Origin of the sequence: Micromonospora sp. 15K316 (genome assembly GCF_004348525.1) — a bacterium.
Classification (GTDB): domain Bacteria; phylum Actinomycetota; class Actinomycetes; order Mycobacteriales; family Micromonosporaceae; genus Micromonospora.
The window spans coordinates 1-5,978 of the sequence record NZ_SMKG01000300.1; the positions used below are offsets into that span (position 1 = coordinate 1).

Sequence of the window (5,978 nt, forward strand, 5' to 3'; positions counted from 1 at the left end):
ACCCCACCCCGCATCGAGGCCGCACTTTCACGGAAAGAGTGGCTGTCCGGGCGCCCGAAGCCACTCTTTCCGTGAAAGTGTTCGCGACGCGGGGTGGCGCGGCGCGAGGGTGGGTCAGCGCAGGGAGGCGCGGGCGGAGAAGGCGATGCTGGCCAGCAGGAAACCCCCGTTGACCAGGGTGAACGCCACCATCACCCAGAGCGTCAGGGCGGGGGCGAGGAGCAGCACCAGCGCGGCCACGAAGATCACCGCACCGTAGTCGCGGACCAGCTTCACGAGGCGTACCGGCAGCGAGGTCGAGGTGACCATGCTCGCCGCGTTCGGGCCGGCCTGCATCACCGAGGTGACCAGGTTGACCATCCAGGTGCCGGCGAACGCCGCGACCAGCCAGGTCGGGCTCTCCGGATACTGCGCCACGGCGGTCGCGGAGAGCGCGGCGACCAGGGCGATCTGGGCCGCCACGTCGGCGAGCACGTCGACCCGGGCACCCGCCGGGCTGCCGGTGCCGGTGACCCGTGCGAGCTGGCCGTCCGCGCAGTCCAGGGCGTACGCCACCTGCCAGCCCACCAGCGCCGCCAGCCCCACCACCCAGGCCGGCACCTCACCGGCGGCCACCCGGCCGGCGAGTGCGACCACGGTGACCGAGGTGGCCAGCCCCAGCACCAGATTCGTGATCGTCAGCGCGGTCGGGCGCAGGCCCAGCCGGTGCGCGGCGACCGCAAACGTGGCGCCCAGCCACTGGCTGATCGATTCACTGAACAGGCCGCCGCCCCGGTTTGTCCGGTGGAAATCGGCGACGGTGGGACGAAACGGCTCAGCCAAGGCGGTCGTGGATTGCACCGGCGTAGTCTGCCAGCCGCGTCCGGACGTCGGAAGGTGACAGCGCCAGATGTTCGAGGATGGTGTACCGGTCTGGCCGGGTACGCGGTGCGAAGATCACCGCCTCGACGAACTGCTCGTCGGTCAGCCCCACCTCGGCGGCGGTGACCGGCAGGTTGTGCCGGGACAGGCAGGAGAGCATCTGCCCGAAGCGGTGCGTGTCCCCCCGCAGCCAGGTGCAGAAGAGCGCGCCCAGCCCGGCCAGCTCACCGTGTGAGGCGGTCCCCGGGAAGAGCGCGTCGACCGCGTGCATGATCTCGTGGCAGCCGCCGCTGCACGGGCGGCTGGTGCCCTCGATCGCCATCGCCAGGCCGCTGGAGATCAGGGCCTCGGCGAGCACGGTGACGAAGGCGTCGTCGCCCATGTCGCCCGGATGGTTGATCACCGCTTCGGCACCGGCCCGGGAGAGCGAGGCGGCGAGCCCGTCGAACGGCTCACCGCGCACCACTCGTGCCAGCTCCCAGTCGGCGAGGGCGCTGATGTTGCTCACCACGTCGCCGATCCCGGCGCGATTGTGCCGCTCCGGACCGCTCTCCACGAAGTCCAGGTCGACGATGACCGCGATCGGTATGTGCACCCCGTAGGAGCCCTTGAGCCCATCGGTGATGAGACTCGCCACCGGGGAGGCGATCCCGTCGTTGGCGAGGCTGGTGGCGACCGAGACCATCGGCAGACCCCGCCGGGTCGCCGCGTACTTGGCCACGTCGATGGTCTTGCCGCCGCCGATGCCGACCACCGCGTCGTACGACCGGGCGCGGAGCTTGCCCTCCAGGTCGTCGGCCGCCTGCAGGGTGCCGCCCGCCACGGTGAACACGTCGGCCGACCCGAGCGTGGGCCGGATCAGCTCGGCGATCCGCTCGCCCTGGCCGGGGCCGACCACGACCGCCACGTCGCCGCCGGCGGAGATCCGCCCGTCGGCCAGGATCGTGGCCAGGTCGGCCACCGCCCCGTGCCGTACGTCGATGTGCAGCGGAGTCAGTACGGACCGGGCTAGTAGCGGCACGCGATCTCCCGGGCGCGGGCCAGGTCGGCGTGGTTGTCGACCTCGACCCAGGAGACGTCCCCGATCGGCGCCGCCCGCACCTCGCCACCCCGGTCGGCGAACTCCTGGTAGCCGTCCTCGTAGTAGAGGTTCGGATCACGCCGCCAGGTCGCCTCCAGCGCGTCGGCGAGGGCGTCGGCCACCTGCGGCTCGATGAGCGTCGCGCCGATGTACTCGCCGTACGCCTCGCCCGGGTCCATCAGCTTGGTGATCCGGGTGAGCTGACCGGCGGCGTCGAAGGTGGTCTTCATCTCCTCGTCGGCCAGCGCCTTGAGGGTGTCCACGGCGAGCAGGATCCCCGCGCCGCGCTCGGCCAGCAGCGTCTTCTCCACGCTCACCGGGTGCACGGTGTCGCCGTTGACCAGCAGCACGCCCTGGCCGAAGTACTCGCGGGCCAGCCAGAGCGAGTAGGCGTTGTTCCACTCCTCGGCCTTGTCGTTGTGCACGAGGGTGAGGCTGACGCCGTACTTCTTCTCGAGGTCGGCCTGCCGCTCCCGGACCGCGTCGGCCGCGTAGCCGACCACGATCACGATGTCGGTGAGCCCCACCTCGGCGAGGTTGCGCAGCGCGATGTCGAGGATGGTGATCTCCCCGTCGACCGGCACGAGGGCCTTGGGCAGTGTGTCGGTGTAGGGGCGCAGCCGGCGCCCCGCCCCGGCGGCGAGCACCATCCCGATCATGCCGGCATCCTCCCTCGTACGACTCCGGTCATCGCTGGAGGATAGCGCCGCGTCCAGGACCGCCTCCGGTCAACCGGGCTTCCCCCGGGTGTTCACCGGGAGAGCGCAGCCGGATCGGCTGTTCAGCCGGGGAGCGCCGCCAGATCGGCGAGGACGGCCAACCGCTCCTGCGCGGTCAGCGCCTCGTACGGGCCGGCGGCCCGGCGGTCGGTCTCCTGCTCGATCGCCAGCCGCTCGGGCCCGGCCGGCAGGGCGGTCACGCTGAGCGCGGTGTGCCCGGCGACGGCCCAGGCGGCGGCGTGCGCGTCGGAGCGGTGGTGGCGGAGCGTGCCGAGCCGGTTGAGCAGCAGCACGCCGGGCGGGGTGCCGTCCGGCTCGTACGGCGGCGCGACCGCCGCGAACGCGGCGCCGGCCGGCTCCGGCTCCTCGGCGGCGAGCGCCAGCGCGTGCGCGAGGAGCCGGCCGAGCGCCTCGACCAGGCGGACCACCCGCTCCTCGTGCCCGGTCCAGAGCTCGGCGGTGACGTCGGCGTGCAGCCGCCAGAGTTCGGCGAGGAACGCCAGCCCACGTTCGGTGGCGGCGAGCCCGCCGTCCGGGCGGCGGTGCAGCATCCCGTACGCGACCTGCTTATCCAGCGCCCGCCGGCACTCGGCCGCGTCCCGGTACCGGGTCACCGCGGTGAACCCGGGGTCGTCGACCGTGCCGCCGGGCTCGGCCAGCCGGGTGCGGAACTCCACCAGGAAACCGGTCGCGGCCGGCCCGCCGTACCGTCGGCTCAGCTCGGTGCCGCGCTCCTGGCCGGCGGCCATCCCGGCGAGGAAGGTCCGGTCGACCGCGGGTGCGACCAGCCCGGCGTACCGGTGCGGCGCCAGCTCGACGGCGTGGCTCACCGACCCATGGCGCGCAGGGCGGCGAAGGCTTCCTCCGCGATCCGGCGGATGAGGCCGTCGTTGACGTCCCGGTGCTCGTCCAGCAGGTCGAGGTCCTCCTCGGCGAGCCACCGGTATTCGGTGTGCTTGCCCGCCTCCAGCCGGGGCCGGTCGAGGTCCCCGTCGACTCGGACCAGCCAGTCGTTCTCGATCCGTTCCAGCCCGTCGTCGCCGACGTAGCGGTACTCACCGACCTGCTGGATCAACCGCGAGACGGTCCAGCCGGTCTCCTCGGTCACCTCCCGGCGCAGCGCCGCCTCGACGTCCTCGCCGTACTCCAGGTGGCCGCCGACCACGTCCCAGCAGTTGGGGAAGAGGCGCCGGCGCGGGGATCGGCGCTGGAAGAACAGCCGGCCATCGTCGTCGACGATCAGGGCGCCGGCGCAGCGCAGGGGCTCGGTGGACACGCCCCGACAGTAGCGAGCCGACCGACATTCCGGCGACGCCGAGGTCTTGTTCGGTCGGCATCGAAGAACCACTATGTCCGTACCGGATGCCACCGTCCCGGAGGGGTGAGGCGTGATGCAGGTACGGGAAGCGATGTCGAGCGAGGTTCTCGTGGTCGGTCCGGAGCACACGCTGCGGCAGGCGGCCCGGATGATGTCGGCTCGCGGGGTCGGCTCGGCGGTGGTGATCGACCCGGACTCCGAGGGCGTCGGGATCATGACCGAGCGGGACGTGCTCAACGCCATCGGCGCCGGGCTCGACTGCGACGTCGAGCGCACCGCCGCCCACCTCACCTGGGACGTGGTCTACGCCGTACCGGAGTGGACGCTGGAGGAGGCGGCGGTGGCCATGGCCCGGGGTGGGTTCCGGCACCTGGTGGTGCTCGACGGCCGCGAGGTCGCCGGGGTGATCTCGGTACGGGACATCATGCGGGTCTGGGCCGCCGGCCGGATGGTGCCGACGGGCTGAGGCGAACCGGGCAGATCGCCGCGGGGCGGGCACAACGGGTCGGTCTGGTGCAGCACGACCCGCTCGCCCTTCCGGCCCGACTTGTTCCGCCGCGGGTCCGGCCCAGGTCACCCGACCCGGTGGCTCAGGATACGGACATCGCCGTGCCGTCGGCGCGCCCGCGGTGGCCGCCCGTACGCTCAACAGCCATGACCGCCGAGCAGCTGATCTCCTTCGCCCGCGGAGCTCCCTCGCTGGACATCGTCGATGTCGAGGGGCTCAAGGCCGCCGCCGTCCGCGCGTTCGACGCCGACCCCGCCGGGATCACGGCGTACGGCACCTCCGTCGGGTACCCGCCCCTGCGCAGGTGGATCGCCGAGAAGCACGGGGTGACGCCGGAGCAGGTGTTGATCACCAACGGCTCGTTGCAGGCCGACGCGTTCCTCTTCGACCACCTGGTTCGCCCAGGTGACGCGGTGGTGGTCGAGCGGCCCACGTACGACCGGACGCTGCTCAACCTGAAGCAGATGGGCAGCGAACTGCACGGCGTCACCATCCAGCCGGACGGCCTGGACACCGCCGAGCTGCGCAAGCTGCTGGAGTCCGGCGTGCGTCCCCGGCTGGCGCACGTCATCCCGAACTACCAGAACCCGGCCGGCGTGACCCTCTCCCTGGAGAAGCGGCACGAGCTGCTGGACCTGGCGGCCGAGTACGGCTTCACCATCTTCGAGGACGACCCGTACGCGGACATTCGGTTCCGGGGCGAGGCGCTGCCGTCGATGCTCTCCCTGGACACCCGCGGCGTGGTGGTGCACGCCTCGAGCTTCACCAAGACGGTCTGCCCCGGCGTCCGGGTCGGCTACCTGGTCGGACCGGCGGACCTGATCACGGCCATCGCGAAGAAGGCGACGAGCCTCTACATCTCGCCCGGCATGGTGGCCCAGGCGATCGTCCACCAGTTCTGCGTCTCCGGCGAGATCGACCGCTCGATCGAGACGGTCCGGGCCGCGCTGGGCGAGCGGGCCCGGGCGCTGGCCGAGTCGCTGCGTCACCACCTTCCCGAGGCGCGGTTCGTGGAGCCGGACGGCGGCTACTTCCTCTGGGTGGAGCTTCCCGAGGACGTCCTGGTCGAGCGCGTCGCCCCGGCCGCCGCCGAGCGCGGCGTGGCGGTGGTCAAGGGCAGCGACTTCGTGCTCGACGGCGGCCGGCACGCGCTGCGGCTGGCATACTCGGCGGTCACCGTCGACAAGATCGATGAGGGTGTCCGCCGGCTGGCGGAAGCCGTGAAGGCCGCCCGCGGGTGATTTCTGTCGGATTCCCGACAGAAGACTCATGCCAGCCGTCCCGGGGCTCCCGCCCGGGCGGCCGGCGGCCCACAATGCTGCGAGCGTCACTCAGGTCGTGTGGCGACGGGCGTCCCGCCGCCTGACCCGGCCGAGCCGGTTCCGGGCACGCACCGACCAGGTCGCACCCGCGACGAGTGACGCGGCCAGCAACACCCTCGCCCCCACAGGGCGCCGGGTGGGCCGGGTCGTCCCCTCACCCCCCTGATGC

At 72.4% G+C, this 5,978-nt stretch carries 7 protein-coding genes; 2 read left to right on the top strand and 5 right to left on the bottom strand.

Features of this window, described 5'->3' with window-relative positions; all coding sequences use genetic code 11:
- Positions 1-114: 114 nt before the first annotated feature.
- The 5 genes from E1211_RS30000 to E1211_RS30020 form a co-directional block, all read right to left on the bottom strand.
- Positions 115-840, bottom strand: a complete 726-nt coding sequence (locus E1211_RS30000) for a CDP-alcohol phosphatidyltransferase family protein (protein WP_132353260.1) — start codon at positions 838-840, stop codon at positions 115-117.
- Positions 815-1,882, bottom strand: a complete 1,068-nt coding sequence (locus E1211_RS30005) for an iron-containing alcohol dehydrogenase family protein (protein WP_132353262.1) — start codon at positions 1,880-1,882, stop codon at positions 815-817. Before E1211_RS30005 ends, E1211_RS30000 begins: the two co-directional genes overlap by 26 nt.
- Complete coding sequence (locus E1211_RS30010) at positions 1,870-2,601, bottom strand: sugar phosphate nucleotidyltransferase (protein ID WP_132353264.1); 732 nt, start codon at positions 2,599-2,601, stop codon at positions 1,870-1,872. Before E1211_RS30010 ends, E1211_RS30005 begins: the two co-directional genes overlap by 13 nt.
- Positions 2,602-2,723: 122 nt before the next feature.
- Entirely contained in the window at positions 2,724-3,491 is a 768-nt protein-coding gene (locus tag E1211_RS30015; RefSeq protein ID WP_132353266.1) for a hypothetical protein, read from the bottom strand.
- Positions 3,488-3,937 (bottom strand): NUDIX domain-containing protein, encoded by a 450-nt coding sequence (locus tag E1211_RS30020; RefSeq protein ID WP_132353268.1) that lies wholly within the window; start codon positions 3,935-3,937, stop codon positions 3,488-3,490. The genes E1211_RS30015 and E1211_RS30020 overlap by 4 nt, the downstream gene beginning before the upstream one ends.
- A 115-nt stretch (positions 3,938-4,052) precedes the next feature.
- Between E1211_RS30020 and E1211_RS30025 the strand changes: the two genes are divergently transcribed.
- Both E1211_RS30025 and E1211_RS30030 read left to right on the top strand, forming a co-directional pair.
- On the top strand, positions 4,053-4,445 hold the full coding sequence (locus E1211_RS30025; RefSeq protein WP_132353270.1) for a cyclic nucleotide-binding/CBS domain-containing protein: 393 nt from the start codon (positions 4,053-4,055) through the stop codon (positions 4,443-4,445).
- A 188-nt stretch (positions 4,446-4,633) separates the two neighbouring features.
- Positions 4,634-5,728, top strand: coding sequence for a PLP-dependent aminotransferase family protein (locus tag E1211_RS30030; protein ID WP_132353272.1), 1,095 nt, complete (start codon positions 4,634-4,636; stop codon positions 5,726-5,728).
- Positions 5,729-5,978: the final 250 nt, after the last annotated feature.

Bases quoted from the DNA above. Each gene is read 5' to 3' on its own strand.
- E1211_RS30010 (WP_132353264.1), bottom strand. From the start codon at position 2,601: ATGATCGGGATGGTGCTCGCCGCCGGGGCGGGGCGCCGGCTGCGCCCC.
- E1211_RS30030 (WP_132353272.1), top strand. From the start codon at position 4,634: ATGACCGCCGAGCAGCTGATCTCCTTCGCCCGCGGAGCTCCCTCGCTG.
- E1211_RS30025 (WP_132353270.1), top strand. From the start codon at position 4,053: ATGCAGGTACGGGAAGCGATGTCGAGCGAGGTTCTCGTGGTCGGTCCG.